The organism is Bacillus sp. JJ864, assembly GCF_036963045.1.
In the GTDB taxonomy this organism is placed as follows: domain Bacteria; phylum Bacillota; class Bacilli; order Bacillales; family Bacillaceae_G; genus Bacillus_A; species Bacillus_A pseudomycoides_C.
In genome coordinates this window covers 1-2,835 of record NZ_JBALLY010000204.1, presented here as the reverse complement: position 1 = coordinate 2,835, position 2,835 = coordinate 1, and the positions used below count along the sequence as shown (strand labels likewise).

Annotated in this window: 3 protein-coding genes and 1 pseudogene; all 4 read right to left on the bottom strand. The window is 30.4% G+C overall.

What is annotated here, in order from left to right; all coding sequences use genetic code 11:
- Positions 1–623, bottom strand: a pseudogene (locus V7024_RS22875) (oligosaccharide flippase family protein); the annotation flags it as partial.
- A 19-nt stretch (positions 624–642) separates the two neighbouring features.
- Positions 643–1,287 carry a glycosyltransferase gene (locus V7024_RS22870; protein ID WP_335524276.1) on the bottom strand — a complete coding sequence of 215 codons (645 nt, stop codon included), beginning with the start codon at positions 1,285–1,287 and terminating at the stop codon, positions 643–645.
- Between the two features lie 21 nt (positions 1,288–1,308).
- Complete coding sequence (locus V7024_RS22865) at positions 1,309–2,496, bottom strand: glycosyltransferase (protein WP_335524273.1); 1,188 nt, start codon at positions 2,494–2,496, stop codon at positions 1,309–1,311.
- Positions 2,493–2,835: polysaccharide pyruvyl transferase family protein (locus V7024_RS22860; protein WP_335524270.1), on the bottom strand; the 343-nt coding region annotated here is incomplete at its 5' end. The genes V7024_RS22860 and V7024_RS22865, both read right to left, overlap by 4 nt.

The window sequence follows — 2,835 nt, the reverse complement described above, 5'->3', positions numbered from 1 at the left end:
AGAACTTTAAAGCAATAATATATATTCATTAAAATTACTATAAAGTTAAGTATAGTCGTTACAATTGTCATAGACACAGATCCATATCCCATCATAAGAATAGGTAGCATAATAAGTGGGCTTACTATGGAACTAACTATACTTATCACCTTCTGAAAAATAAATCTCTCATACGCTAATACAACGACGCTAAAAAAACCTAATCCTATTCCTATAGAAATATTTATTACCATGATTACCATCAATACTTTAAGTTTACTAACCTCATCTATACTTAAAGAATTCGAAAATATTCTGTCTGCATTTACTGTCAAAATTAAGCCTAGTAGTAGTGCTCCAATCCCTAGTGCACCATACATAACACAAAACATTCCATATAAATTGGAACACCCTTGTTCATCTTTAAGTGCTTTATATTTTGCAGTATATCTGATCACTGCATTACCTAATCCAAAATTTAAAACTCCTACATATCCTGCTGCAGACGTAGCCAAGCTAAATAGACCGTACTCTGATTTCCCAAGCAAATTCAACATAATAGGTGTATATATTATTGATATGGCGCTATTAATAAACATCGCTACATATGATAATATTGCACCCGCTTTGAGTTGACTTTTCATTTTAATAGCTACCTTTCATTTAACTTAAACAATCGTATATTTTATTAATTTCTGCTGTGGTATTGACACTTTTTTTGTTTAAGTTGCTTCTAAACATGGCACATAAAGCTTTATTACTAATTAATTTCTCTATTGCACTATAAATTGTGCTTTCATCAAATCTTGTTATCAACCCATCTTGACCGTTTTCAATCTGCTCTCTAGCACCAACAAAATCAGTCGTTACAATCGGTTTATTTAATGCTCTTGCCTCAGCTAGTGAAATGCAATACCCTTCATGCCTTGATGGCTGCACATATATATCACACTGTTTTATATAGGGATAAGGATTATTCTTTGTTCCTAATAGGACTAAATATTCTGCTAAATCATATTTTTTTATCATACTTCCTAGCTTGAGCCGACTTTCACCATCTCCTATACAATACCATCTAATGTTATAACCTTTAGATTTTAATTTCATTAGGATATGGGGTATAATATCTTGACCTTTTTGTGATGTTATTCTTCCTACTGTAAGTATACGGATGCCATCAAATTTATCATTAAAGCCCTCATCTTTTGGCATAGACTCTAGTATAGAAATTAACGCCTTCTCTATCCCACTCATAATCATTCTCCTAGTTACAAATACAACTCTTTTTTTCTCCCCAGAAGATTTCATATATTCCCCCTGCTAACTTAGTTAAAACAGCTTATATAGCTTTTTCATTTCAAATGTAGTATCAAAATTTTCTCCCTTCAAATTTTCAGAAAACCCCTTACATAGACCGTGATTATTTAGCAATTTTTTCACTGCTTTATATATATCATTTTCGTTCACATTCACAATTAGCCCTGTTTTTCCATCTTTTATCTGTTCTTTTGCCCCAGTAAAATTTGTAGTTACAATTGCTTTATGTAAACACCTAGCCTCAGCAAGTGTTATACAATATCCCTCATGTTTAGATGGTTGTACATATATATCACACTGCTTCATGTAAGAATATGGATTAGAATCGGCACCCAATAAAATAAATTTATCTTTTAGTTGATATTCTTCTATTAGCTTTTCATATTTCTTCCTTGAGGCTCCTTCTCCTACACAATACCAATTAACTTTATATCCATCACGAATCAATCTTGCTAATACTCGTATAGCTAAATCTTGCCCTTTTTCATTCGCCAACCTACCAACTGTTAATATTCTTAATCCGGTATACTTATCATAAAATCCCTTACCTTCTTTTGCTTGATTATTAATTAATTTCGAGGATACAATGTTTGAAAATACCTCAGTTTTCTTTTTCAAAGAAGGTATCATACCAATTAACTTACTTCTAGCCTCATCTGATACAACAAAAACCTTATCAAACTTATTATAAATTTTAGATGAAAATATTTTATTAAAATAAATTTTTGTAACATCAAAATGGACCCATTGAACTTTCTTTTTTGCCACTATTTTATTTACAACAAAATAGCTTATGAAGTCCATAGGTCCTGCATAAGCTACTGCAACATCATATTGATTATCCATCTTAGGATAATCACGTAACATATATTTAAAGAAAATACTTCTATCTTTCATAACCTTTGATAATAAATGTAAAAACACTATATTAAAAGCTTTTATTACTTTTCCTCTTTTAAAAAATTTCAATGAAACCTTTTGAGGAGGATTGTTCAATATCTCTTTTATATTCCTATATCCTTTTAAATATTCAACATGAACCTCCTCAGGAATGGAATTTAAAAACTCCCCATGTTCCTCTAACATTAAAATCGTTATATCATACTCTTTTTTCGGTATCTCTGTTATCATATTAAGCAACGCTTTTTCCGTCCCACCTATATTCATATTTATCACCATAAATACAATCTTTTTTTTCATACTCCCTCCACTATAAACGCCTCCATGTCGAGGAACTCACTCAGTTTTTCGAATTGATTTTTAGCGTTGTTTGATATGAATTCCAAATTCATTTTATTATGGCTTAATTGGTTTATAAGATTTTCATCGTGCTGTAAATGAAGCTCTTCCATATGGATTAAATTACGATTAAAATTAATATCTCTCAACATATTAGAAGTTTTTTTACTGTATATAACAGGTATAACTTCAATATCTAGTAATAATGCCAATATATTTGCATGAAACCTTGCAGCAATAAAAAATTTAAAAGAAGCTATCAATGTGATAGCTTCTTTTAAATTCCCATTATAGTTATAA